We start from the raw sequence: 25,669 nt of genomic DNA on the forward strand, positions 1-25,669 counted from the left end.
ATTATTCGGTAATTTGATGATCAGGATTCGTGTTTGTTGTGTTAAAGTCAGTGATTTTGTTGATGCCTTGTGTGAGGCGATCGCCTACTTGCTGATATGCTGTGACTAAGTTACCGTTATCTTTGTGTATTACCTGCATTTCGATAATTAAAGTTTCCAGCTTCATACTCAACTGATTTGTTAAGCCTTCAATATTCCCAATTACAGTTTGTAAGCTGCTACTATTAGTATCGATTTTGTTTGACACATTCACCAAATTTAAATTTACTTGTTCTGTGTATTGATTCACCGCATGGAGTAACTGTTGTAGCGATGCTTCCACCTGGTACAAGCTATCAGTTTTCTCGGACATCTTGTTCTCTAATTTCTCAACTTTATTAATTGCCTTAGAGAAACTATTTGCACCTTGCTTTAACTGCGGAATAATCTCTTCTAAAGCACTTTGATTAGATTGATGTAAATCAAATACTTGCAGCGAAGTTTGTGAGACATTTTTAATATCTGCCCCTAACTTAATTAATTCTTGATTACAACTTTGCACTTCTTCTAAGATGGTGGCAAAAGATTCTACGGTAGCGGCTAAACTGGCAGCCGACTGAGAAAATTTTGTCTGAGTATTAGTCAAATTGGCTGTAGCTGTTGATAATTTTTGAGGAAATTGACTTGTAGCAAATATTTCCGCAGACTGGATAAATACATGAGATTTGGCATTGAGTTCTGTAATTGTCTGGTCAAATTCATTAGCCGCAGTTGATATCGTACCTGCGGCTTGATAAAATCCCTCATAAACTCGCTTGGCTAATTCATTTGCTTCTCTATTTCCTCTAGAGATTTCTTTCGCCACCACACCCAAAGATTGTTCCACAGCATCCCGCACAGTAGAACCAAAGCGAGTTAAGAACTCATCTTGCTGGGATACCATTTTATTGACAATTTTATCGAGGCGGGTATCACCTTGTACTTGGGGTAGATAAATATTGTCTAGATAATCTTCTAAAGAACTGAGTAATCTATACTTAGCAAGGGTGGTATTTCGCACCCAATTAAATACTGTTAATGCCGCACTGAATAATAAACCTACAAAACTAGTAATGAAGGCAATACTCATACCTTCTAATGGTTTTTGTAGTTCAGTAACTAGCGTATTAACATTACTAGTATTAATTTGCGTGATGGTTTGGCTGAGTGATGATAAATTGAGCGTGATCCCAAAAAATGTTCCCAGTAAACCAAAGGCTAAAAGTAAGTTGGGCAGAATTCGACACCAATAATCAATATGTTCACAGGTAAATCCTTTGATTTTTTCTCGGCTATAAACTTGCTCAATTAATGCTATTGTATTGACCTGATCTAGATGATTACTGGCTTGCTGAAATCTCCGTTCTAATTCTTTGACTATCTTGGGTTTTTCTCCAGATGGTTTTTCATGAATCAATCTGCTGATCTTTTCTTCTATCTCTACTAAATATTGATAAAGTGATAACCGATAAACAATGGTAGTGATAGATGGGATGACAACAAATATAATAGTAAAGAAAACTAAATACGGTGGTATTGGTGGCATGAAAATCCTATTGATAAATTGAAGTTATCTGGACAACTCCGCATTTGTCTGTAACTCAGCAACAATATTAGAGTGGATACTGATTAAATATGTTTTTGCATTCACTCTCATAAACTTCCTTGGTGATAAAACCATTATCAAAGTATTTTTTTAGCTCCTCTAGTTTGGCAGTTCTGATGGTGGCAAAATTATCAGTAGACTCAAGAGGTGAATCAATGACTATTTCCCCGGCGATAGCTGGCTGATTTGATAGATTTTTACTAGGTGCAAAACTAGGTGTTGATGATAAGGTAAATCGCTGCTTCATCTTTTTTTGGAAGCGATTGATAATTCCCTCTTTCGCTGTGGGATCTGTACTTGCTGATGTTCCCACTACTGTAAATTTATAGGGATAGTTAGCACTATCTTCTGGTAAGTTATCTACTGCTTGGACAAATTTTCTCAGCTTTGGTAAATATGCGTTTTCCCAGAGTTCAGGTTGTCTTTCGATTAACCCAATTTCCTGATTTAACAGTTGTTCCAAAGCTTCAGTCATATCTTGATGGTTAGCCAGTTTTTCTAGAGACTGGTTCCATTCGGGACTGAGGGAAGCAATGTTATGAATACCCCGTAATTCATCGTAGTAGGAAAATTCCAAATGCTGATTTTCCGGGTTCTGTTCCAGTAAGCCGAATGCTAGCGCGGGGTAGAAGATATCCTCTAATTTTTCCATAGCGATCGCATCTGGAGGGATAATATCAGGAAATGCTGCCTGATAATCGTTATGCAGGAAAGATGTGGCTGAATTTTGTTCCCGCAGATAGGGATTTCTCATTCTCTCCAAGTTACTAATAAGTCTGAGAGGAAATCCCGCGTACTCGTTGACAATTAAAATCTCATCATCAGCTTGGGTGGGTTTTAAGATACTGGCTTCTACACCTAAATCCTGTGCTAACAATGTTTTAAATTGGCGTACTTCCGCTTCATCTGTATCTTTAAAACCAATTAACTTACTACTTTTGGCGGGATCTTCTCGGAAATAGGGGTCACTTAAATTCAGGCGTAACAGTGGTTCAGCTTCTTGCATAATTTGTCCTAACCGAGTTGAACGGTTTGCTAACGGATACTTTTGCATGAAGCGCTTAATCACAGAATTAACGATGTTACCCACACGAGAAGTAAATAGACTATCAACTTTTAGGTCAATTTCTGTTTGCAGATAGTCTTGTGTACTGCGTTCTTTATCGATGAAAATGGCTAAAGATTGACCTCTACCAGTCGCTTCTGTAATGGCGGTACTAGCTAATACCAACTGTCCGCGAAAATCATCTTCTGGTAACATGGTTTGGTAGCAGCGCTCAATATCTTCACTATCAAATATTGCTTCGCCACTCATTTCATCAAAGTTCATTTGTCTTAAATCACTGTCTTGCTTTTCATAAGTAGTTTGTAAGTCTTCAATTAACCTACTAAAAGCCGTTAATTGATTAGCGATCGCTTGCACATACTTCTGTAATTCATTGACAATTTTCAGCGCTTCCTGAGACACTGTTAAGTCAAAATTATGCTTAATTAATCTGCTGACTTCTTGGATGGCTCTTTTGGCTTCTATTTGTACTTGAGTGTTCTTATTATTTAAAAAGGGAATACTTGCTTTTTGCTCAATATCTTCAATGATTTGATCAGCATCGCGCCATTTTTTATCGATATCTTCTAAACGCCTCATCCCCCCAAACTCAGTGATTAACGCTTGTAAATCTCGCTGATAGTTATGCAATTCATGCTGTAAAGCATCTAACCAATCACGACTACTTTTGATGGAGAAATTAGGCTCACTAGGGGTAAGTAATTGAGCTAGATAATCATCAATATGATTCTTCAGTTCTTTACTAATATTGGGAGAAGCTTGCAGTAGTTTTGTCAACCAAATGCCCCGATTACTTTCTGTTTCTCCTGGTTGGACTTTACGGAATTGCTCACGTAACTCTCTGGGTAATTGTTGACGAATGTTTTGGCGATCGTCTTTATTTTGACATTCATCAATCGCCCGTTCCAATTTATTTTTCCAACCGTTGATAGTACTACTAAAATTCTTACTGTTATCTTCTACCGACTCGGCTATTTTGGTAATTAAGCCATCCTTTCTCGCTAAGTCATTATGCCAACGAGACTGAATCAAAAACTGTTCTAGTAGCTTCAGAGGATCTGGACTTTGACCTTTGCTGCTTAACCAAAATTTCACCAGTGCTAAACTGACCTGGGTTAAGGCAATCTGCACAATTGTATCACGGGGAAAATAAATTGCTGCCAATCCAAATGTTAAATAACGCTGTCCATTGGGACGTGGATGTTTATCCCATTGAATCATGTGTTGGAGAAAATTATCTCTATTGCCCTTAATTACAGGTGCTAACTCACCAGAAAAATCTAGGGCAATCTTATGAGCAATCACATTACATAACTTCCCTTGTCCCAAAATTTGATACTCACCTCTAGTTTGATGAGATATCAAATAAGTATAGTCAAATGGTGGTCGCTTTTCCTGAATGACTACTAAATTTTCAATATCATAACAGGCGGTAAATCTTGTTCCTGGAGTGCTGTAATAATTTAATTCCTTAAGTGCAGCGTAAGTATTCGCACTCATGCTAGGAGTATTACCATACAATTCTGGACTTGTGACTAAATAGCTGACAATTTGAGCGCTGTCATCACCATAAAGCTGTCTCAAACTATAAGCAACATCCAAAAACATTCCGCTTCCTGTACCACCACACAAAGAACCAATGACAAAAATATTTAATCCTGGTTCAACTCTTAAACTAGGTTTATGATTCAGTAATAAAGACTCATGTCCTCTAGTACGTCTTTCTGCACTTTCTATTGCAGTTTTAATTTTTTGATAATTGTGAAAAAATGCTAATCTCCCAACAGGCCTAATCCCTTTTGCGCCTTCTTCAACTGCTTTAATATTGCGTAATAACTGGGGAGGAAACCATCGACCAATATGGTCATAAGGGCCATGACGAGTATATTCTGAACGCCGTTCTAGTCCTTCCACAAACATAGTTACTTCCTTGGTGGACATAGTAGCGCTGACTTTTTCGGCTTCACGGAAACTCAGGTCAACACCATGATAAGTACTACCTGTGCGAATTCCTACTACTTGTGTTGCCGCTTTATCGGTGTCAATGTGAACAAAACTGACGATGGGTAAGTTGCTTAAATCTCCATAGCGGTCAACAATTAATCGGCGAATTCGCATCAAAACATCCCGGCCAGTACCACCCAAACCAATACAAACCGTGCGGTTAATTCCTCGATATTGCTGTTCATTTGTAGTTGCTTGACTCATGAGATGCGCCTCTAGCCGCTATTTTTTCACTTTAATAATGATCTCGTAATCACTCTGCCGAACATCTGGACAATTTAAGCGAAACCGAGAACTAGATATCAAAGTCCGGGATGTAATTTCTCGTCCTTGATAATAAATTTGGGCTGACTCTGTAGGGATTAAATAAAGTTTTTCACCTTGACGTTCTAAATATCCTCTGACTTCTGCACCTGGACAATCAATAGCATCTACACAAGTAGGATCATATTCACCAATGGCAATACGTTTCTGGTTTGGTAGTCTACATTTTTGGTCTTCAGGTTTGGCTGTGGCTTCAAAGTCTACTATTAATTCCCACTTTCTTTGTACCCGATAAATTTTCCATATCAGTCCCGATATAATAGTTAAAATCGCCAGGGAAATCAATCCAGGTAGCCATAATTTGTGAGTTAAATAAGGCGTAACTAAACAAGTTTCTTGATTACCCGGTGCAGGGGTACAAAATTCTTGGACAGTAGGCTGGATATCGACAACAGTCAGTTTATATGCTTTATTATCTTTGGTGGTGATGGATTGCGATCGCTCTTGCAAAGGTAAAGCTTTGAGCCAGTCCTGTCGCTGCTGACTTTCTAGAGATGAAGCTAGACGAAAAGGACTATCAGCCGGAGTTTCTACCCACACTGATGAGGGAATTCCCTTGGGAGTAAATAAAGGTGCATCTGTAATCCAAACTACTGATTGTGGCTTGATTGCTTGCTGCTTTTGCAGACGGTTTTGATTAATTTGAGCAATCCCTTGATAAATAGTTAACTCAGCTCTTTGAATATCTGTACCATAACGAAGAGGATCAGCAACAAAGGGAATTTTCGCTAATATTTTGTCAAGATTTTCTTTATTCTTACTTTGAAAATATATCGGTGTTCCCAGGGGGTTGTCTGCTGTTGTCAACTCACCAACATTTACATCCCTGGCAAAAGGTACAACGTATACATAATCACCAGCTTTAAGACTATCTTCGACAATTTGCCGTAAACGTATCCGACCTTCATCATTTAATCCCACACTTTCCGTCAAATCAATTGCCAAGACAACATCTCTTCCGCCTCCCAAAACGGAAACTATGTTTAAACCGATTGCTTGGATATGGTTAGGCGATTGTCCGGGAATAATTCGTGTAGTTGTCACAAGCAGCGCAGCCTATCAGATCACATATCAACGCCGCATAGATACCTGAAAAATGCCATTTTGATGAATTTGGCTATGTACTGAACATTAACTATGATTAAAAATAATAATTTCAGGTTATTGAGGTCAGCCAAGGCGGATACATAGTGATTTTACCATAAAGTCTGGGCAATAGTCATGTGTTGATTATAACCGGGTAATCTGCAACCACTTTTAAAGAAATGTAAACAGATCAAAACATCTTTCACTTCTAGTGACAAATTCCTTTGTAGTAAAAAAGTAATTTATTTAACCACAAAGGTACAGAGGCACAAAGTTAAGTAGCTGGTAAGATAGGCTTACCCTGATTAAACAAGGATTATTACCGCTTAATTTAAAACTTCCCCTCTCTTTAAATCTTTGCTTTTACCGTTGATCCCCAATTGGTTATAGACAATCCCTGATATGTAAGCACTACCAATATCATTGAAATTTATAACACAAATATAAAAACATAATAAACATTATTTAGAGGTAAAAAGGGTTATAAGCTAGATACAATCACGGGTTTTAGGTTCACTACGTATTTATATCTAGAAGGAAAATATAGAGACAGAATTCAGCCCTAGACGGCATTAAAGATGAACCCAAATGAAACCCATTAATTCTTTAACATCTGCCTGTCGATATTGTCGCCATTACAAGCCAGAGGGTCGTCGTGGTGGAATGTGCCAACAGTTGGGAGCGCCTGTGCAAGCCGCTTGGAAAGCTTGCTCTTTAGCGTTACCACCTTTTGCGCCTTCTTGGGAAACTTTAGAAGATGCTTGGGGTTTGCCAGATGCTACACCAGTAGTACAGTCGGAAACTCTTGTGTCTGATTTAGAAAATGCTACTTTCGCTTTTGTTGAGGAAAAAACTACTTTTACTCCTGAACCAACGAAAGCTGAAGCCGTCTTCATCGCAGAAGTCAGAAGTGGGAAATAAAACAAGCCCTCTTGCTGGTTTTAAATCTTAGGGTCTCTACTTCTATTAGTTGTAAACTTTCATATCTAACCATTCATCATCTTACCTGACTGAGCTGACAGTCTGCGTAAAATTAAAATTTGCCTTTGAAAATTTCTGGTGCTGCAAAATTCAACATCTAAATCAAGGGAGTAGGGAGTCCCTAGCTAAAACGTAATTACGTAGGCGCAAGCCTTCCCACAGGTATTACGAATTACGAATTACGAATTACGAATTACGTGCGTTACTAGTGAATAACTCCCCATTCCCTACTTAAGGTAGCCAAGGGAAGGAACGAAAATTTGGTGGACGTTTTTCCAGGAAAGCTTGTTTTCCTTCGGAACCTTCTTCTGTCATGTAATAAAGTAAGGTGGCATTCCCAGCTAGTTCTTGTAAACCAGCTTGTCCATCACAATCAGCATTAAAAGCTGCCTTGAGACAACGAATCGCAATTGGGCTTTTTTCTAAAATTTCTTCAGCCCATTTAATACCTTCTGTTTCTAATTGGGTTACTGGAACCACACAATTTATCAAACCCATTTCTAAAGCTTGTTGAGCATCATATTGACGACAGAGAAACCAAATTTCTCTAGCTTTTTTTTGTCCGACAATGCGCGCGAGATAGCTAGCGCCGAAACCGCCGTCAAAACTGCCGACTTTTGGGCCAGTCTGTCCGAAAATAGCATTATCAGCTGCGATCGTCAGGTCACAAATTAAGTGTAAGACGTGTCCACCACCGATCGCATACCCAGCGACAAGAGCAATCACAACTTTCGGCATGGAACGAATCAAGCGTTGTAAATCCAGCACATTCAAGCGGGGAATGCCAGCCTCATCGACATAACCAGCTTGTCCCCGTACACTTTGATCTCCACCTGCACAAAAAGCATATTTACCATCAGTATGTGGCCCTGCGCCAGTAAATAAAACTACGCCAATATTAGTATCTTCACGCGCATCCCAGAAAGCCTCATATAGCTCAAAAACGGTTTTGGGACGAAAAGCATTGCGTTTGTGGGGACGGTTGATGGTAATTTTCGCAATACCATCAGCTTTGTGATACAGGATGTCTTCGTAGGTTTTGACAGGTTGCCAGTTGATTTGCATGGGAATGATGTACTTGCTGGTGCTTGAGAATTTTATCGCGGACGTACACCATATGCACGGACTGATAGTTTAACAACATACTCGCAGCATTTTTAACGTGAGTCTCCAACGCAGGTGCAGCTGCGCCTCTGTTGGAGACTCACGTAATAGTTAAAATCAAGTTTTTTTGAACTGTTGACTTTTGACTACCCTGAGAAGGGTTTATTGGTTGGGTGCGTAAGTCCTATGATCAATATGAATGTAATATAACCAACATGACCCAAGTTTCTTTAGAAGTTCTGATCGCAGGAATACGAGCCGGACTACTAGCTAGCTTTCCGACAGATACTGTGCCGGCGTTGGCAACTCTCCCAGAAAAGGCAGAGTTAATCTTTGCTGCAAAACAGCGTACTCAAGACAAACCGCTAATTTTGATGGGAGCGATCGCTGAAGATTTATGGCCTTATGTCACAGGTAGCGAACAAGAGTATAAAATCTGGCAAGGAGTAGTCAGTCAACATTGGCCAGGAGCGCTGACATTAGTCTTACCAGCAAGCGATCGCGTACCAGCAGTGATGAATCCTACAGATCCCAGCACTATTGGTATTCGTGTGCCTGATAGTGCGATCGCTCAAACTATTTTGACGCAAACTGGCCCTCTTGCCACCACTAGCGCTAATTTTTCGGGACAGCCAGCTTTGCTAACAATGGCAGAAATCACCCAGCAGTTTCCCACAGTCCTGACCTTGGCGACAGATGAAACGGCAAGTATTGGTATACCTTCCACCGTTGCCAAATGGACAAACGGCAATTGGCAAATCTTGCGACAAGGTAAAGTCAACATCATAAGACAAGATAATAGGATGTGATCATTGCTGTATAAAAGACTAGCTTGGCAGGAGCTTTTTGGCAAAAGCGATCGCTTCTTCTGGTGTGGAGATTTTACCCTCAATTTTAGCTAGGGCAATTTCTGTCAGTAATTCACCCACTTGTGGCGAGGCTGGAATATTCAGTGCTATCATTATTTCTTTACCACTTACTAGCTGAGTGGGATGAGCGACCAGATCATCGGGGTTCAGGTAGCGGGTGATCAATGGTGAGTAGGCCAATAATGGATTTTCGCCAGACATCGCCTCTACCAAAATATCATTTACTAAGGCTAAAACAGCGATCGCTCCGAATGCCATACCTGCTTCTTGGAACAGGAAATACTGTTCCCTCAAGGTATGTGCTGTTTTTAGCTGTAACCATAGTTTGAGGGCAGTGGTGACAGCGCGAATCTCCGCACGGCTGTAAGTGAGTTGCTGTAGCTCAATCTCAGCCACGGTTGGTTCTGGGTGGACAAGACAGGCGAGTTTAGCGATACCCAACCAAGTGGTTTTCACAGTCTCACGGACGGATTGTTGTAGTTGTACACCTAGCTGGGGCCAATGTTGAGTGAGTAAGTTGGCTATTTTGTCAACTGCTGCTAGTTGATGAATACTTTCATCTCTGGTATTTGGGAAAAACTGCGTCAGTAAACCATCCGCTAAGGCTGTAGCTATCCAGGGTGTACCTTGAGGACTGGCTAACAAATAACCAATTTCTGTTCGCACACGTTCAGCAGCGACTTGAGACAGCTGTGATGCTAGAGAACGGATTGTGGTTTGAGTCTTGGGTTCAATGGTAAAGCCGAGTTGGGCTGCTTGACGATAAGCTCGTAATAAACGTAAAGGGTCATCTGCAAGGTTGGCTGGTGACACCATGCGTAACAAACCCGCCTGTAAATCCGCATAACCGTTGAGGGGGTCGATGATTTCTTGGGTATGGGGATTGTAGGCGATCGCATTGATGGTAAAATCTCTTCTATGCAGGTCAGTCTCTACACTGTCGCCTTCTTGTTGAGCAAAGTCGGCTGTAGCTTGAGGAAACACCACACGGGCAATTTTGCGTACTGGGTCGAGTAAGACAAAACCAGCTTGATAATGACGAGCGATCGCTCTAGCCACTTTAACAGCATCTGATGAGATCACAAAATCAAGATCCCAATATTCCCGACTTCTACCCAATATGGCATCCCGCACCGCCCCACCTACCATGTAAGTTGGTTGTGGCAACCATTCCAGGCTAAACGGCCAATTTTCGGGTGCTAAGGTAGAAGGAACTGATTTAAACATTGTAATAAAAATCAACCCAGGAACTGCTGATCAATGGTTTGGCTTAAGCTAGATTAACAATAAAGGCTGTGGAGTTGGTTCTATTATGTGTATTTGCGTAAACTGCCACTATGTAGACCGTTGTGTAACTTATAATGCCGTAGAAACACAACACCAACAACCCCATTTGACCGAAATCCCAGATTTTGAGCCAAACGAACCCTCCATCAACGTTAACATTCGCACCAAAGAAGATGTCATAGAAATGGAATGGGATGTTGTTGGTTGTCTCAGTTTCAAGCGGGAAATGGGCAAATGGTCGAAGTTACGTCCAGGGGAATTAGTACCGACTTGAATAATTCGTAATTCGTAATTCACGTCTGATGTGAATTATAAATATCAACGCAATATCGAGGATTTCGCGCTTGGTAGAGACGTTGCAATGCAACGTCTCTACACGAGAATGCGTGGTTTCAACGTCTAATACACATTAGGCGTAATTCGTAATTCGTAATGGAGTTCTCTACGCGAATGTAGAAAACTTTATTATGAATTCGTTTAAGCTGATTGATCTAGTATAAATTTAACTATGCCAGCTAGAGACATTTCCCATAATGCTGTTAGAAATGCCTTAGAAAAAGATGGTTGGCAAATTACTAAAGATCCATTTATTCTCAGATGGGGTACAAGAGATTTATATATAGACTTAGGTGCAGAAAAACTCATAGCTGCCGAAAAAAGCGGAGATAAAATAGCAATTGAAATTAAAAGTTTTATAGGTTCTTCTCCAGTCACTGATCTAGAAAACGCTTTAGGGCAATATATTTTATATTACGACATTCTCACTCGCCTAGAATCTGACCGCCGCTTGTATTTGGCTATTCGTCAAGAAACTTACTCAGAAATATTTCAAGAGCCAATTGGTAAAATATTATTAGAAAATCAAAGGCTTTGTTTACTGGTCTTCGATGCAAAACTAGAGATGATAGTGCAATGGATACCTTAAATAATTATCGTCAAATTATTCAAAAAATATTAACAGAATATTCCCAACTTCCCTACGCTTATGGAGAACTAGAAAGACAACTGATTGTAGACCAAACCTCTAACCATTACCTACTAATAACACTTGGCTGGGAAAATAATCAACGGGTGCATGGTTGCTTAGTCCATATTGATATTATCAACGATAAAATCTGGATTCAAAGAGACGGTACAGAATACGGTATAGCTAACGAACTTGTCAATGCGGGTATTCCTAAAAATCAAATTGTCTTAGCCTTCCAACCAGCTGATGTCAGGCAGTATACTGAATTTGCAGTTATTTAAATCCTGTCATTTCTGAAAATAAGAGGATTTGAGGCAGGAAACAGTGCCTACAAGGAGGGGAAACTCCGCAAGCCGCTACTCTCTGACTCCTGGGTAAGTACGCTTTGTAGTGTTTCTAAAAGTTCTTTGGTTGTGTAGGGTTTAGAGAGAAATTTCTTGACTACCGCACTTCCCGCTAATTTTTGACTAGTGACTAGTCCACTAACAGCCACAATTTTGACTAAGGGATTAATTTTTTGTAAGACGTGAATAGCTTTAGTACCATCCATCGATGGCATCATCATGTCCATTAATACCAGACTAATTTTATCTTGATCTTGAGCATAGGTAGCGATCGCCTCAATACCATCGCAGGCGGTGAGGACTTTATAGTTGTAAGCTTCTAGGGAGAGTTTGGTGGTTTGGAGAATTTTGGCTTCGTCATCTACAACTAAAATCAATTCACCATTACCTTTGAGCAGTTCCATATTTTCTACCGCAGGAACGGCTGTAGCTGCAACGGCGGGTAAAAATACTTTAAACTCGGTTCCTTTTCCTACTTGACTGTAGACATTGATAAAACCACCATGACTTTTGATAATACCTTGCACAGTTGAAAGACCCAAGCCTGTACCTTTGCCAACTTCTTTGGTAGTAAAAAATGGCTCGAAGATCCTATCAAGTATTGCTGGTTCCATACCCATCCCCGCATCGGTGACAGAAATGACTAGATAAGAGCCGACATGAGCATCCAGGTTCATCCGTACAGCCGCTTCATCAATGAACAGATTCTCCGCAGACATACTGAGATTACCACCGTTAGGCATGGCATCACGGGCATTGACGACAAGATTCATCAGTACTTGATGCAAGTTTGTTGCATCACCGATGACTGTCCACAAGTCTGGCTGAATATGGGTAGAAAATTCAATCGATTTAGGAAATGTCTCACGGATAATCTGCTGAATTTCGGAAAATAAGTAGCTAATTTGCACAATTGTGCGTTTACCTTCCACGCCACGGGTAAATTGTAAAACTTGCTTGACTAAAGCTGCTCCACGTTTAGTATTCGATTCGATAGTCTTAAACATTTGCTGGGTGCGTTCATCCACATGAGGTAGCTTCAGTTGCAGTAGTTGAGCTGCTGTTAAAATTGGCGTGAGGATATTATTCAAGTCATGGGCAATACCACCAGCTAGTGTACCGATGCTCTCTAGCCTTTGAGCGCGCAGGAATTGATTTTCGAGTTGTTTTTTCTCGGTAATATCAGTATTAACAGTCAAAATTGATTGGGGTTGCCCATTTTGGTTGTACATCAAAGTCCAACGACTAGCAACCGTGATTACTTGCCCAGCTTTGGTGATTTGTGTTAATTCGCCTTGCCAAGCACTAGATGTAGCCAAATTTTGCTTGACTGGTTCAAGTTGTGAGAGATTTTGCGGCTGATATAGCAGGCTGTTGGCATTTTCCCCAATTGCTTCTCTAGCTTCCCATCCATACAAGTGTGCAGCGCCTTGGTTCCAAAAACGGATGTAGTTGTTTAAGTCGCGGACAATAATGGCATCGGTGGTGATATCTAACAAAGCTGCTTGTTCACGCAGTTGTTCCTCTATACGTTTGCGTTCGACTATTTCTGTTTCTAGGCGCTGATTTTGTGATTTAAGGGTTTTTGTTAAATACCGTAGTCTGAGGTGGAGTTTGACACGGGCTAAAACTTCTTCGTGTTGCAGTGGTTTAGTGATGTAATCTACAGCACCTAAATTCAAGCCTTTGACTTTATCTACTGTGTCAGACAGGGCTGTCATGAAGATGATGGGAATATCTTGTGTTGATTGATGCTCTTGGAGGTGGCGACAAGTGGCAAAACCATCCATCCCCGGCATGAGGATATCTAATAATATCAAGTCTGGTGGGGCGTATTCAGCTCTGGCGATCGCACTCTCACCATCTTCTGCTACTAATACTGTATAGCCAGCATTCGCCAAAACATCAAACAGCATTTCTAAATTTGTGGGATTGTCATCAACGATTAAAATGACCCCCTCTTCACAAGAATTTACAGTCATAATAATTTTTAATTTTTTTTAAAATTTTTTCAAAAACTCGACAATTTGCTTGCCTTTAAAACCTTTGACTAGTTGGCGGATATGAGTCGCAAACGGTATTAATTTTTCATTAGCTTCCTCTAGCCTAGTAATAACTTCAGCAAGACCTCTGAGGTTTCCCCGCATTGCCAAGTCAAGCAAAATAGCTAATTCTTCTGCTGATGGCGCAATCAATGTTTGATGAGATATGGGAGCTTTGAGATTAACATCCTTTGGTTGTAACCACTGATTTATTCCATCTTGATAAATCCATGTCAATCCTAGATGAAACTGTAATTTTTCTAAAAGATTATTTACTTGGATGGGTTTAGGCAGAAAGTCATCACAACCAACTGCTTGGCTCCGTTGTTGATTAAAATCAAAAACGCTGGCCGATATAGCAATTATCGCCGTTTTTTTTAAGTTTGGTAACATCCTGATGCGACGGGTAGCTTCAAAGCCATCCATCACATTCATGACTAAATCCATAAAAATCACATCTGGTGCAAATTCACTGGCTTTGTTAACACCATCTAACCCATCGGTTGCTTCTACAACTTCAAAACCTAGAGGTTGTAGTAAATTGACTAAGACAGAGCGATTTTCCCATTTATCATCTACGACTAATATTTTGCGCCGAGTCCCAACGAAACCCACGATTTGGCTTTGTTCAACCTTGGTTACATCAGCTTGTGACATCACTTCTGGTAAATCTAAGTCTAGCCAAAAAACACTACCTTGACCTAGAGTACTCTTAACCTGAAGTTCACCGCCCATCATTTCTACTAATTGACGACTAATTGCTAATCCCAAACCTGTTCCTTCAGTTTTCCGGCTATTTTCACCTACTTGCTTGAATGGCAAAAATATTTCTTCTAATTGCTCTGGTGAGATCCCCATACCTGTATCTTCTATACTAAATCTGATTTTGGGGATTGGGGATTGAGAGTTGAGAACAGTATTGCTTTCTTGTACCTCTTGCCCATAATTGCTCACATAACCTACATAAAAAGTAATGCAACCTTGTTCTGTAAATTTAACTGCATTGCTGAGTAAATTAATCAAAACTTGGCGTAAGCGCTTTTCATCAGCAAAAACTATATTTGGTAAAGGAGAAACAGCTTTATATACTAAGGAGATGCCTTTTTGTTCAGCACGGATGCGACACATATGAATTATGCCTTCGAGAAACTGGGAAAAATGAAATTGTTGGGGATACATTTCCATTTTCCGCGCTTCTATTTTGGAAATATCTAAAATATCATTAATTAGTGTTAATAAGTGTTCACCACATTGATAAATAATCTCTACACCATTTTTTTGTTGGGGAGTTAAATTTCGATCCTTTTGAAAAATTTGTGTGTAACCTAAAATGCCGTTGAGTGGAGTGCGTAGTTCATGGCTCATATTAGCTAAAAATTCACTCTTGGCACGGTTAGCTGATTCGGCTGCTAATTCTGCTCTTTGGCGTTCCTGAATTTCTTGTTGTAATTCGAGAGTGCGTTCTTCTACTTTTATTTCTAGGGTACGATTATATTCTTCTAAATCATTGTAAAGACGGGCATTATCAATAGAAATTGCGGCTTGAGAAGATAAAAGTTGCAATACTTCTACACGTTCAGATGTAAACACTCCTGTAGTCAAATTATTTTCTAAATACAGGATGCCAATTAGTTTACCTTGATTGACAATGGGGATACATAACAGAGATTTTGGTTGGTGCTGGATAATATAACTATCTGTAGTAAACATCCCCTCATGGCTAGCATCATTGATGACAATATTTTGCTGAGTCCGCCGGACATAATTAATTACCGATATGGGTAATTCTTGACAAGAGTCTACAGGTATTGATTGTTGTACATTTATCTGATGATTTGCTAAAGTTTTTGAGGCTTTAATCACTAAATTTCCAGCTATTTCTAAAATTAAAAATCCTGTCTCTGCGCCAGCATTTTCTAAAACAAGCTGCATCAATTTAGCCAGCAATTTATCTAAAACGATTTCACCAGAAAGCGCTTGTGCTGCTTTCATGACTGCGGATATATCGAAAATGCCACTCATATTTTTAGTCATGGAGCTAATCGTCTGATTCATCTCCAGACTGGTGATTTTGCGCTCTGATATCCGTGAGAATATTTGCGGATATGTTTCTGCTAAATCTCTGACTTTAGCTGTTGCCCCCCAGCGCAAATATCCATAATAGGCATCAGTTAAATATGTTTGTCCTACCTTTTCTCTACCAAATTCAAAATAAAATTTTGCTGCCAATTCATTAGCGAGTGCTTCTTCTTGGATATATCCTTGTTCTTTAGCTCCAGCAATTGCTTTGTCATAATTTGCCATTGCTAGCCAATGTTGACCTAATACTCTGGCTTTTTCTGCTTCCACAAGGTCATATTTATGCTGAAAATTCATGGGGGCATGATCTGCCCAGTGTTGCATTTTCTGTTGATTATAATTGACTTTATCGAGGATTTGTTCTTGTTGTGCAGATGATGCAGATGGATATATAGCTAGTTGGACTAAAGCATCATAAAAATGAAACACAGGGACAACTAAAAACGCTTTGACTCCATCTAAATATTGTTCTCCTTGCAGCGCATTTGTTAAAGCTTGTGGGTATTCACCAAACAAGTAACAGAGGATAAGTTTGTTCAGATAAAAGTAGAGGAGTAAAGTTCTCGCATTAGCTGCTTGTAAAAGTGGTAAAGATTCATCCTCGTTGTATACCTCACCCAATAAAAGACAAGAATTTTGACTAGGTTTGAGTAAATTGAGAATTGATTGGTGAAAAATTTTATTCCAGCTCAGAGCATTTTCTTGGTGGAGTTGAGCCAAAGCATCGCTGATTATTGCCATTTCTGGTTCTAGCTTTGGTAGCTCTTGTCCGATAAAATAGGAGTGTTGACATTTTTGAGCGATCGCATAACACCCATACTCAAACTGTCCATTCTCTAAGCCACTCAGGTAAGCTTCTTGCAAAAGGGGCAATGTTTCACGAGCATGAACTTTCCCATACATCGTACACGCCCCTGCCACATAGAAGATACTCGTCTTCAGTTCTGAGGCGTTGAACTGCTCGACTAAGTTGATAGCTAACTTGCCAAATTGATAAGCTGAATCAATATCCTGAACTATCCCGTTTAAAATCACCCCATAACAAACATAACCATAAGCCGAAAAGGGCGAATTGCCATATTTTACCGATAAATTCACCTGTTCACATACAACTAGGGGAAATAACGCAGGTGCAGACTGATAAGTTGGAGAACCCAGACTGGTAAGCATTCGGATGGCTGCTAATTTATCCACCTCTGTCATTAAAGGTAGATGAATCAAATCTGCAATATTTTTCCCAGTCAAATTTGTTGCTGTTTGGCTAATAGTCTGTTCAATATCAGCAATACTTGGTGACTCTGGTAACTTGACTCCCAGCAATTCTAAAGCTTCTAACCCAATTTTGAACGCCTCCAGTTGTTTAACTTGCGCCATACAGGCTTGAATTTTCACTTCATAGACTTTCATTTTATCCATCGGATTGGCAGCTTGTTGCAAAACAATTGCCACCCATTTATCCATCTCGGCAAAATCGCCTTTTAAGTATGCTGTTTCTATTGCCGACTCATAAAGAGCTAAAGTTAATTGATACTGCGCCTGCCAACTATTTGCTGTTAATAATTTCAAACCCACCTGAAGATAGCGGATAGCCGACTCATAAGCTGTTGCTATCTTAGCTTTTTGCCCTGCTAAGAGATTGAGTTCAGCTAGCTGATACTTGTCTGACTCTAGTGTGAGTAAATCTTCACCATAATTGAGGTGATTAACTAAAGTAAGAATATTTTCTTGGCGTTCTTCTAATGTAGTGTGTTGTAATAGCAATTGACCGATATGAAAATGAGTTGCTTTTCTTTCGGAATCAGGAATTAACGAATAAGATGCTTGCTGGACTCTGTCATGTAAAAACTGATATGTAATTCTTTGGTGTTCTGGTTGCTCACTAATAGCCAAGGGAATTTTATAAGCACTATCCAAAGGTAAAACTAAACCAGCTTCTAAAGATTCCCAAAGTTCTTGAGCCGTGACAGATAAAGTTTTTTGATTAACAATACTCAAAACATCCAAAGTGAATTTACTGCCAATACAAGCAGCCAATTTTAAGATATTTTGAGTTACTGGTGATAACTTTTGGATTTGGTTCACCATGAATTCCACAACATTATCACTAATTTCAATATCTTGCAGTCGGGTGATATCCCACTGCCAACAACCTCGACTAAAATTAAAATATAATAAATTTTCTTGCTCTAGAGATTTGAGTAATTGAGTTAAGAAAAATGGATTACCTTGAGTTTTAGTAAATAATAAATTAGCTAATGAATAGGAGTTTATCTGTTGATGATGGAGAGTATCACTAACTAACTGATTAACATGATCAATTTGCAATGGCTGAAGAATAATATTATTGATCACTGCACCAGAGTTGTGCATTTCATCCACAGCAAGCATTAATGGATGAGTACTATTAACTTCGTTATTGCGATAAGCACCAATCAAAAGTAAATATTGGCTATTGGGGTTACTAATCAGTAGTTGAATTAATTTGAGAGAATCTAAATCTGCCCATTGTAAGTCATCCAAAAATAGTACTAATGGATGCTCAGGTTGACAAAATATATGAATAAATTGCTGAAATACTCGCTTAAATCTGTTTTGAGATTCATTGATGCCTAATTGCACCACAGGCGGCTGAGAACCAATGATTTGTGCTATTGCGGGAATGACATCAATAATTACTTGACCATTCACACCCAGAGATTCTAAAATTTTAAATTTCCACAGCGCTATTTTTGCGGAACTTTCTGTGAGTAATTGTTGAATTAACTCTTGAAAAGCTGAAATTAAAAACGCATAAGGAATATTTCGCTTGAATTGGTCAAATTTACCAGAAATAAAATAACCATGTCGAGCAACTATGGGTTTATGAACTTCATTGACTAAAGAAGATTTACCAATACCTGAATAACCACTGACTAAAATCATTTCTACTGCCCCTAAGCCAACTCGCTCAAAGGCATTCATCAGACTTATGACTTCTGTTTCTCGTCCGTAAAGTTTCTGGGGAATCAGCAGTTGACTATTTAAATCTAACTGCCCAATAGTAAAGTTAGCAATTTTGTTAGTAGCTTGAATTTGTCTGAGGCATTTTTCTAAATCTGCTTTGATACCTAAAGCATTTTGATATCTTGCCTCTGCCGTTTTAGCCAATAGTTTCATAACTATATCTGCAACTACTGGGGGAATATCAGCATTGATTTCTTGAGGTGATACTGGGATTTTCGCTATATGGCAATGAACTAGTTCTAATGGGTCAGTAGCTGTAAATGGTAATTGTCCGGTAAGCATTTGATAGAATGTCACACCCAAAGAATAAAAGTCAGTTCGATAGTCAATGGAGCGATTCATTCTCCCAGTTTGTTCTGGGGACATATAAGCAAGAGTGCCTTCAATTAAATGGGGATGACTGATAGTTAAATTTTCTTTTGATAGACAAGATGAGATACTGAAATCGATAATTGTAACTTGATTGTTTTTGGGGTCAATAAAAATATTATCAGGCTTAATATTTTTATGAATAATCTTATGTTGATGTATTTGACTAAGAATATTAGTTAATTGAATAGCAATTACTAAAAAGTGATGCTGATCAAGATATTTCGTATTAATAAAATCTGTTAAAGCTGCTCCCTCAAAGTCTGCAAAAATTAATGCTAGACCGTTTTGATAGCTCTCCAAAGCGAGTGGTTTAATCACACCTGCTATATTTAAAGTCTGGAGGATTTTATATTCATGACCTAATTGGGCAAGTTCTTCTATCGTGGGATATTCAGCTTTGAGGGTTTTAATAATTACTGATGTTTGTTGTCGCTCATTAACGGCGCGATAAATACAAGTATTTGTACTGTCAGACAAAATTTGCGTAAGTTTGTAATCGGCAATGGTAATACCCATTTTAGGTCGCTCACTGGTATAGTTTGAGGCAGACTGAGCATCAGTTGATCGTCTCCTTATCCATATTAATAATTTCACTCTCATTTGACTTTAGGAGTACAGTCAACTGTTTATAGGACTAGTATTTGATTATTGAAAAGAATCAGTACCAGTGGAGGAACTTCTTACCCTGCATTTCTCACAAAACGGTAGGGGCGGGTTAACGAGATATTCGTGAATGATTGAAGCATATTTGTGAACCCGCCCCTACAGCCTCTGGACTTCAGTTTGATAAATTTCGTGAGAAATCCGGGTTACCTATTGCCTATTCCCTATTGCCTACCTACGCAAACTATTTCAGTAATCAAATCGGATTCCTATATATAGGAAATGTTAAGTTGATTCTCTAATTTAATAAAATTACGTAACTAAAAATAAATTAATGTGAAGAATTTTGTGTCAATATTTTTGACAATAGTGTAATCTTGAGAAAAATCTACACTAAAGTTCGCTTTGACTACGCAACTAGAAAAACCCAAACTCAAAAAATACAGCTTATCCCTACACACAACCACTCCAGAACTGGGTTTAGCAATTAGTAATTTTGCTGGCGAAACTCGCACTCAGGTTTGGGATTTAGGGCGAGATTTATCTACTTATGTACATCAATATTTAGTTGATTTTATCGCACCCCAAACTTGGGCAGACTTAGCTTTTATTGCTGTTGCTAAAGGGCCTGGCGGTTATACTGGTACTCGGATTGGTGTGGTTATTGCCCGTACCTTGGGACAACAGTTAGATATTCCTGTATTCGGAGTTTCTACCTTGGCGGCAGTAGCTTGGTCACATATAAGGGACAATAACATTAGTAAAGCGATCGCTATAGAAATGCCAGCACAAAGAGGACAGGTTTTTGGCGCGATTTATCAACCTGCATCCCATACTGGCTTAACAACTTTATTAGCCGATGCTGTATTTACACCAGAAGCATGGCAGGAAACTTTAGCTAATTGGGAAGATAGTTGTCAACTAATTGCAGCCAAATCTCAGCTAGCGGCAACAGTCACAAGTATCTTAGAACTGGCGCATCTCCAATGGCAACAAGGTAAACATCCTCATTGGTCAGAGGCTTTGCCTTATTATGGCCAGCATCCTGTAGATATTTGATTAAAAATAAAATTAACGGTCGAATTGCTGTAGAAAAAATCATGACACTGAGTTCCCCTATTTCTCTCATCTCCACCTTGCCACCTTTGGAAAACGGCGACAAACTCACCCGTGCTGAATTTGAACGTCGTTATGATGCTATGCCCAACCTGAAAAAAGCTGATTTAATTGAAGGAATTGTGTATATGGCATCTCCATTGAGAGTCACTGGTCACGGTGAACCCCATGTTGACATCATCACTTGGTTAGGTGTCTACAAAGCTGTTACACCAGGAGTAAAGCTGGCTGACAATGCTACTGTACGCCTAGATGCAGATAATGAACCTCAGCCAGATGCTTGTTTAAGAATTATTACTGGAGGACAAACCCATGTTAGCAATGATGATTATATCGAAGGTGCGCCAGAATTGATTGTGGAAGTTGCCGCTAGTAGTGTATCAATTGATTTGCACGAAAAGTTAAAAGTCTACCGCCGCAATCAGGTGCAAGAGTATTTAGTTTGGCGAGTTTATGAGGGTGAATTTGATTGGTTTAGGTTACGTGAAGGAGAATATGTTCAACTTGAGCCAAATGCTGATGGCGTGATTTGCTCACAGGTATTTCCTGGTTTATGGTTAGAAAAATCGGCATTGTTAGCCGGAAATTTAGGGAAAGTTTTAGAAGTATTGCAGCAAGGCTTGACAAGTGCAGAACATCAGAGTTTTGTAGAAAAGATTTCTCAGTAGTCACCCAACATGATCTGAGGAACACAAAACGGTAGGGGCGGGTTCACAAAGGAAGCTTCAATCATTCACGAATATCTCGTTAACCCGCCCCTATAGCCTCTGGACTTTGTTTTTATAAATTTCGTGATAAATTCGGGTATGTATATCTTAGTGTTAAGTTACGCTTCTAGCAGCTAATTTCTCTTAAATATTGTTTTAAACTTATCTATAGAACCTAAAGAATAATTCTCTAACTTAAAATCAGCAAATGGTTTAGTTTCCAACCTATTTCTCAGAGCTTCATCTATAATCACCCCTTTTGACTGTCTTTTTAAGCCAACAATAATAATACTTCTTTGATATGCAGTGGAATTTTGGTTGTTTCGACAATCACTTCCTTGAAATTTACCTAAATTTAATAAGCGATAACCTTTAACACTGAATGTATTTTTAAATAATTTTTTGACTAAAATGTGTATTTGTTGGGAACGTTCCCCAGCCAGACGTTGTTCAACTGTAACGCCACCTTCACAAGCAGCTATACCTACAGAAATAATTTCTTGAGGATTTTCCATTATTTCCTGGATATTTTCTTGTTCTAGATTTAATTTTAAAACATCCAGACTGATAATTTGCTCATTATTTTTAATTTGAAAGTTACTCTCAGATAACCATTTGTACTCTGTTGATAAAACAGCGATATTAAATTTAGCAATTCTGCCTTGATTATCCTTGCCTTCTTGATAAGAAAAATAATCTATCTTTCCTTTTCTCTCAGGAGATTGGGTTGGTATTGGTAACAAAGTAAATTTTGGATAATTTATGATGAAAGCCACTAAAATAACTAATCCTAATGAAACTAAGATTGCTGCAAATAAAGCAATGAGTGGAACTTTGTTGAGAGACTTTGTTGGTGAAGATAAAGGTAGATTCGGTTTTAGCTCAGTGTTCATTAGATGAGCATTCTGTTGCATCTCAATATCGCCTAGACGCTGCAAAATAGACTGAGCATTAGTGGGGCGATTTCTTAACTCTGGTGCTATCAACCAATCTAGAAAGTTTAAAAGTGCAGGTGAAATTTGCTGAGTGTAACTATGCCAATGTAATAAATGATTACTAACATCGTACATATCTAAAGGATGTCGTCCTGTCAGCAAAAAAACAAAGGTGCGTCCCAAAGCAAAAAAATCCGATTGTGGTGCAGCTTGTCCGTTCATTTGTTCGGGAGCGCTGTAACCCGATAATAAAGTTGGTGTAGTGCTACTGTGATAATTCCTGGCTGTACCAAAATTAGTTAATACTATTTGCCCATGCGATCGCAAAATAATATTTGCTGGTTTAATATCTAAATGTAAGTAAAGTTTGCTATGTACTAAATTCAAAATCTCTGCCAACTGTTGTAACCAAGTTATTGCTTGTGCTTGGGAAATTGGTTGATTTTGTCGTTGTTCTAACCATTCTTCTAAGTTAATACCGTCAATTTTCTCCATGACAATGCAGTGCAGAGTTAAACCATCTCTGGTTTGGTGTTGGAAGTAGCTATCAACCTTAGTAATTCCTGGGTGATTTAGTTGTCCTAAAACTACTGCTTCTTGGCGAAAAAATTCTACTGCTTTCGTATCGGCGGAAAAATTAGCTTTCAGTACTTTGAGGATTTTGGCTGTGTCTTGTTCGTAGACTTCATAGATACTCAAGTCGTTGGCATTACTTAGCAAGTGCATCACTCGATAGCGCCCTAGTAATTCCAACTGTGAACCACAACTTTGACAGAAACGGTTTTTGTGGTTGTGGGGATGGTTAGGCTTGGGGCAAACTGGATTGATACAAAGGCTCATGATTAAATAAGTCAAAAATCAACAAACAAAAGAAAAAATGGGGTATTGACCAAATCAGTTACCAGTGAACAGTTATCAGTTATCAGTTACCAGTTAATAAACGTTCACTGTTTACTGTTTACACATCTCCCACATTGAGTCCTTCTGTTCCTATCTATCAATCATGAAACTTATTTTCCTGACATTCTGCTAAAAATAAGTGAGTTCGACAAATCTTTTGTGATCTCTCCGCCAACTCCCCTCCTGGCAGGCTATCCATTAGTCACATCTTTCTTCAGAAAACTACAAGCTACTTAAAAATAGCTAAAAGCATTGAGAGGTATAGTTTTGGAGTGCGATAGTAATCACAGGTGATAGATAATGAAAAAATTGGCTGCCGGAGAATTGAAACAAGCAGACTTGGGAGATACAAGACGAAACAAGCGCTTGGTACGCCTAGTAGAAGATTTAGGTTAACTATTGACAAAAAAGCCGGAGAATTAGGGACACTGCGTAAGTCTTAAATAAGATCAGCAGATTATTCTGCTAAAACCTGCATAAATAGCAAAAAACAAACAGATAAAACTATTGAGTGTACATCTCAGATATTTTGTCAAACTTAAACCAAGAGAATACCCATGACTTCATTGAAGAGACTGATAGTTCCAGCAAAGATTGTGGCACTTGCTCTATCATTGCTGATATTCTGTTTTAATACAGCAGCGATCGCACTTCCTAATACCTTAGCTACTGTAATTATCACTGAACAAGCGCAAATCAGTGGCGGTAAGTTCAGTATCGACACAACCACTACTCCTTTACCAGTTACAACAGTTATTCGCTCTGCTAAACTTTTCTTGTCTAAAGGCGAAACTGGAACAATCAATAAGATTAAAATCACTGATGGTAATGGACTAGCATTCGGTTGTCAAGATATTAAAGTGCAGAACGGAATTGATTTAATTAAGGCTTGTGGCGGCCCTGCTGTTTTAGAAGCAGGAGGCCCACTTACTTATGTAGCTGAAGGTAGTAATTTTGCTCCTAAGCTCAACACCAGAATAAAAGTTGTTTTGTCGGATGATTTTTAACCACCAAGTTGGTTAATAAGTCGTACTAATTTTGATTCCATGCACAAATTCTCTGAACTAGTTTCAGCCTGTCATATTTGTGCATGGAATACATTTTGCTATGAGTATTCTGTATTCTGACTCCTTTTTATCTATTACCCATGTCAATCATTTATCCTCTAGCTCATCTCAGTCTTGGCTTAATTGAATGGTTATTAATAGGGTGGTCAATTCGCCTATGGCAGCTATCAACTAGCCTAGCCATGATTGTCTTACCTATAGTTTTAGGTTGCATTAGCTATGACAATCTCCTGCTTTCTACAGGTAGCCTAATTGGTCAAGGAGAACTTTTAAAAACTCTCAGTCTGATACGTTTTATCTTACATTACTTAGTCGTCCCATTGTTCATTGTCATTGGTGTTGAACTTGCTCACCGTGCTGGAGCTGGTTGGGCTAATAATATGGTGCGGGTTTTATCTTGGGTAATTGCCTTGGGACTGGCGACGACAGATATTGCTATCAACTATGTAGGCATTGAATTAGTTCCATTCCAGTTTGCAGGCATTCTCCGCTATCGTGTTGCTAATTTGAGTCGTCTACCAATGATTACAATTATTGTTAATGTGTTTATGCTACTCATTGGTATTGGTATTTGGATTAGATTGAAATGGTCGTGGTTATTTGTCGGGACGTTAGCTTCTCTGGTTGGTAATGCCATACCTTCTGCTCTAGTCGGGACAATTGTCGGTAGCACATCTGAATTTTTGCTGGCTATCAGTTTGTTATTCACTCAGCAGTTTTCTCTGAGAAAATAAAGACTAAATTGAGCATCAATGATCATTGGCTGCATAAATCCACATCGGTTCAGTTTTACCAGCACGTTGAAACCCACATCGTTTATAGAAATAAATGGCATCACTATCAGCAATCAATATGTGTTGATGAAATCCTTGATAACGAGAGATTAAACGCTGAATAATCCCACTACCAATACCTTGGCGCTGATAATTTGGTAAAACTAACAAATGAGGATAATAAACAACCAGAAATCCATCAGAGATGGCATTACCCAAACCCACCAGTTTATCTTCATGCCATGCAGAAATCAGCGAGTGCGAATTCATTAAAGCTTGGTAGAGTAAATCTGGTTTTTCTGACGATGACCATTGATTAGCCTTATACAAATTAATAATGCTATCTTGTTCAATCTCGCGTGTATCTTGAAAGTGGATTTCTGGTTGATTGGTTGTCATTGCTGGATGTGATCAGA

19 protein-coding genes are annotated in these 25,669 nt (G+C 39.0%); 10 read left to right on the forward strand and 9 right to left on the reverse strand.

The window, feature by feature from the left end:
- Position 1: 1 nt before the first annotated feature.
- The 3 genes from FD725_RS24055 to FD725_RS24065 form a co-directional block, all read right to left on the reverse strand.
- Positions 2-1,564, reverse strand: coding sequence for a methyl-accepting chemotaxis protein (locus tag FD725_RS24055; RefSeq protein ID WP_179050478.1), 1,563 nt, complete (start codon positions 1,562-1,564; stop codon positions 2-4).
- Positions 1,565-1,631: 67 nt separating this feature from the next.
- Positions 1,632-4,898: a tubulin-like doman-containing protein gene (locus FD725_RS24060; RefSeq protein ID WP_179050479.1), complete on the reverse strand. Its 3,267-nt coding sequence runs from the start codon at positions 4,896-4,898 to the stop codon at positions 1,632-1,634.
- Positions 4,899-4,916: 18 nt separating this feature from the next.
- On the reverse strand, positions 4,917-6,062 hold the full coding sequence (locus FD725_RS24065) for a VWA domain-containing protein (RefSeq protein WP_179050480.1): 1,146 nt from the start codon (positions 6,060-6,062) through the stop codon (positions 4,917-4,919).
- Between the two features lie 630 nt (positions 6,063-6,692).
- Between FD725_RS24065 and FD725_RS24070 the strand changes: the two genes are divergently transcribed.
- Complete coding sequence (locus FD725_RS24070) at positions 6,693-7,025, forward strand: hypothetical protein (protein ID WP_179050481.1); 333 nt, start codon at positions 6,693-6,695, stop codon at positions 7,023-7,025.
- Positions 7,026-7,316: 291 nt separating this feature from the next.
- On the opposite strand, the gene menB is transcribed toward FD725_RS24070, so the two are convergent.
- On the reverse strand, positions 7,317-8,150 hold the full coding sequence (gene menB, locus FD725_RS24075; RefSeq protein WP_179050482.1) for a 1,4-dihydroxy-2-naphthoyl-CoA synthase: 834 nt from the start codon (positions 8,148-8,150) through the stop codon (positions 7,317-7,319).
- A 254-nt stretch (positions 8,151-8,404) separates the two neighbouring features.
- On the opposite strand from menB, the gene FD725_RS24080 reads away from it, so the two are divergent.
- Positions 8,405-8,998 carry an L-threonylcarbamoyladenylate synthase gene (locus FD725_RS24080; RefSeq protein ID WP_179050483.1) on the forward strand — a complete coding sequence of 198 codons (594 nt, stop codon included), beginning with the start codon at positions 8,405-8,407 and terminating at the stop codon, positions 8,996-8,998.
- 18 nt (positions 8,999-9,016) lie between these two features.
- Here FD725_RS24080 and FD725_RS24085 read toward each other — a convergent pair whose 3' ends face one another.
- Positions 9,017-10,285, reverse strand: a complete 1,269-nt coding sequence (locus FD725_RS24085; RefSeq protein WP_179050484.1) for a CCA tRNA nucleotidyltransferase — start codon at positions 10,283-10,285, stop codon at positions 9,017-9,019.
- Between the two features lie 85 nt (positions 10,286-10,370).
- On the opposite strand from FD725_RS24085, the gene FD725_RS24090 reads away from it, so the two are divergent.
- The 3 genes from FD725_RS24090 to FD725_RS24100 all read left to right on the forward strand — a co-directional run bounded on the left by FD725_RS24090 (position 10,371) and on the right by FD725_RS24100 (position 11,593).
- Entirely contained in the window at positions 10,371-10,619 is a 249-nt protein-coding gene (locus FD725_RS24090; RefSeq protein ID WP_179050485.1) for a Ycf34 family protein, read from the forward strand.
- Between the two features lie 234 nt (positions 10,620-10,853).
- On the forward strand, positions 10,854-11,270 hold the full coding sequence (locus FD725_RS24095; protein ID WP_179050486.1) for a XisH family protein: 417 nt from the start codon (positions 10,854-10,856) through the stop codon (positions 11,268-11,270).
- Complete coding sequence (locus FD725_RS24100; RefSeq protein WP_179050487.1) at positions 11,258-11,593, forward strand: XisI protein; 336 nt, start codon at positions 11,258-11,260, stop codon at positions 11,591-11,593. The genes FD725_RS24095 and FD725_RS24100 overlap by 13 nt, the downstream gene beginning before the upstream one ends.
- 47 nt (positions 11,594-11,640) lie before the next feature.
- Here the strand turns inward: FD725_RS24100 and FD725_RS24105 are convergent, their stop codons facing one another.
- On the reverse strand, positions 11,641-13,638 hold the full coding sequence (locus FD725_RS24105) for a response regulator (RefSeq protein ID WP_179050488.1): 1,998 nt from the start codon (positions 13,636-13,638) through the stop codon (positions 11,641-11,643).
- 18 nt (positions 13,639-13,656) lie between these two features.
- A complete protein-coding gene (locus tag FD725_RS24110; protein ID WP_179050489.1) occupies positions 13,657-19,668 on the reverse strand; it encodes a hybrid sensor histidine kinase/response regulator in 6,012 nt (2,003 codons plus the stop codon).
- Between the two features lie 492 nt (positions 19,669-20,160).
- On the opposite strand from FD725_RS24110, the gene tsaB reads away from it, so the two are divergent.
- A complete protein-coding gene (gene tsaB / locus FD725_RS24115) occupies positions 20,161-20,814 on the forward strand; it encodes a tRNA (adenosine(37)-N6)-threonylcarbamoyltransferase complex dimerization subunit type 1 TsaB (RefSeq protein WP_179050490.1) in 654 nt (217 codons plus the stop codon).
- A gap of 41 nt (positions 20,815-20,855) precedes the next feature.
- Positions 20,856-21,539 (forward strand): Uma2 family endonuclease, encoded by a 684-nt coding sequence (locus FD725_RS24120; protein ID WP_179050491.1) that lies wholly within the window; start codon positions 20,856-20,858, stop codon positions 21,537-21,539.
- A gap of 173 nt (positions 21,540-21,712) precedes the next feature.
- Here the strand turns inward: FD725_RS24120 and FD725_RS24125 are convergent, their stop codons facing one another.
- Positions 21,713-23,353: a serine/threonine-protein kinase gene (locus FD725_RS24125; RefSeq protein ID WP_179050492.1), complete on the reverse strand. Its 1,641-nt coding sequence runs from the start codon at positions 23,351-23,353 to the stop codon at positions 21,713-21,715.
- 360 nt (positions 23,354-23,713) lie between these two features.
- Here FD725_RS24125 and FD725_RS24130 point away from each other — a divergent pair, with 360 nt between their 5' ends.
- The 3 genes from FD725_RS24130 to FD725_RS24140 all read left to right on the forward strand — a co-directional run bounded on the left by FD725_RS24130 (position 23,714) and on the right by FD725_RS24140 (position 25,214).
- Positions 23,714-23,809 (forward strand): transposase, encoded by a 96-nt coding sequence (locus tag FD725_RS24130; protein ID WP_218653134.1) that lies wholly within the window; start codon positions 23,714-23,716, stop codon positions 23,807-23,809.
- Between the two features lie 161 nt (positions 23,810-23,970).
- Positions 23,971-24,420, forward strand: coding sequence for a hypothetical protein (locus tag FD725_RS24135; protein ID WP_179050493.1), 450 nt, complete (start codon positions 23,971-23,973; stop codon positions 24,418-24,420).
- Between the two features lie 140 nt (positions 24,421-24,560).
- Positions 24,561-25,214 (forward strand): hypothetical protein, encoded by a 654-nt coding sequence (locus tag FD725_RS24140; RefSeq protein ID WP_179050494.1) that lies wholly within the window; start codon positions 24,561-24,563, stop codon positions 25,212-25,214.
- Between the two features lie 15 nt (positions 25,215-25,229).
- On the opposite strand, the gene FD725_RS24145 is transcribed toward FD725_RS24140, so the two are convergent.
- Positions 25,230-25,652, reverse strand: coding sequence for a GNAT family N-acetyltransferase (locus tag FD725_RS24145; protein WP_179050495.1), 423 nt, complete (start codon positions 25,650-25,652; stop codon positions 25,230-25,232).
- Positions 25,653-25,669: the final 17 nt, after the last annotated feature.

The organism is Nostoc sp. TCL26-01, from assembly GCF_013393945.1.
Taxonomy (GTDB): Bacteria; Cyanobacteriota; Cyanobacteriia; order Cyanobacteriales; family Nostocaceae; genus Trichormus.